This window comes from Bradyrhizobium iriomotense, from assembly GCF_030160715.1.
Lineage (GTDB): Bacteria > Pseudomonadota > Alphaproteobacteria > Rhizobiales > Xanthobacteraceae > Bradyrhizobium > Bradyrhizobium iriomotense.
This window is the reverse complement of the sequence record NZ_BSOW01000181.1, coordinates 1-506: the sequence shown is the minus strand read 5'-3', so window position 1 is coordinate 506 and position 506 is coordinate 1. Positions and strand designations below refer to the sequence as shown.

The following is a 506-nucleotide window of genomic DNA, read 5'->3' as shown; positions in this document are numbered from 1 at the left end:
AGTGACGACATTGGACATAAGCGGGCTCCATGCTCCGGTTCGCACTCCGTGCTGAAACTCGTACAGCTGGCGGGTGATATAACTCGGCGAACGGCCCGCTAGGGGCGGGATCGGGCCGAGCCCGTGCAGCGTTGGCCCGTGGCAAACGCTGCACGACACTGTCTTGCCGCCGCCGCTCGCGACTAGCGCTTCTCCTTTTTTGACCGCGCCGGGCGGTACATAGGCAACGAACCGCGCGCGGCTATCACGATTCTCGAACTGCGCGAGATCTTCGGGCACCTCGATAATACGGCTTCCGATTGGTTCCTTCTCGCCACTACTAAGATCGGCGAGGAACCATCCGGCGACGAAAGTCTTCGGCACGACATCCGTTTCCACGACGCGGATGCGGTCGCGCGGCATTAGTGAGGAAAAATACGCCGCCGCTGCCGCGATTTCGGAATCACTTGCGCTTTTCGCGAGCGAGATCATCAGCGTTTGCGGAGCGCGATTTTGCACCGCCGTTG

The 506-nt window shown here is 61.1% G+C and carries 1 protein-coding gene; it reads right to left on the bottom strand.

The window, feature by feature from the left end:
* Positions 1-506: c-type cytochrome (locus tag QQL28_RS45875; protein ID WP_431309740.1), on the bottom strand; the 506-nt coding region annotated here is incomplete at both ends.